Origin of the sequence: Streptomyces sp. NRRL S-495, assembly GCF_000966955.1 — a bacterium.
Taxonomy (GTDB): Bacteria; Actinomycetota; Actinomycetes; order Streptomycetales; family Streptomycetaceae; genus Kitasatospora; species Kitasatospora purpeofusca.
Window position 1 is genome coordinate 1 of record NZ_JZWY01001109.1, and the last position, 656, is coordinate 656.

The following is a 656-nucleotide window of genomic DNA, read 5'->3' on the forward strand; positions in this document are numbered from 1 at the left end:
ATCCTGTTCTCGGGGTGGCACGGTAGTGCAGGTCGACCGGGCGTGAGCCGGTCAATGAGTCGATCATGAATCTACCCAAATGATCGTTTCTGGTGGCAACCCCTAAAATTCGGCTGCCCGAACGGGCAGCCCGCCCGACCACTGCGCCCGACCAGTGCGCCCGACCAGTGCGCCCGACCGCCCGCCCCGCCCGCCCGATTCCTCCGGGCCCGCCGCCGCTACCCGAGGATCCGCAGGGCCGCCGCCGCCCGGGCCCCCACCGGTGCCCCGGCGCACGCGAGTTCGCCGAGATAGAGGCAGACATCGGCCCGCGCCGCCCCGGCACCCGGCACCGCCAGGAACGCCCGCGCCAGCTCCTCCGGCTCGGCATCCCCGGCGACCAGACCGTGCAGCAGCTTGCGCACCGCCGGCTCGAACGGGTCCCGAGGGTCCTCGTACGGGCACTCCAGGAAGGCTTCCCAGACGTCCGCCGAACCCGCCGGCCCCTCCGTCAGCAGCCGCAGCACCGCCACCTCCACCAGCACCGTCGACGACGCCGCGGCCTCGGGCGCCACCTCCGCCAGCAGTGCCCGGGCCTCCTCGAACCGGCCGTCGTGCCGGTACGCCGCCGCCAGCGCGCACCGCACCGCCAGATCCGCCGGATCACGGGCCAGCAC

General features: G+C 74.1%; 1 protein-coding gene. It reads right to left on the minus strand.

Annotated elements, in window-relative coordinates; genetic code table 11:
* Positions 1–218: 218 nt before the first annotated feature.
* The coding region (locus VR45_RS39515; protein WP_159394538.1) for a tetratricopeptide repeat protein at positions 219–656 on the minus strand (438 nt) is incomplete at its 5' end.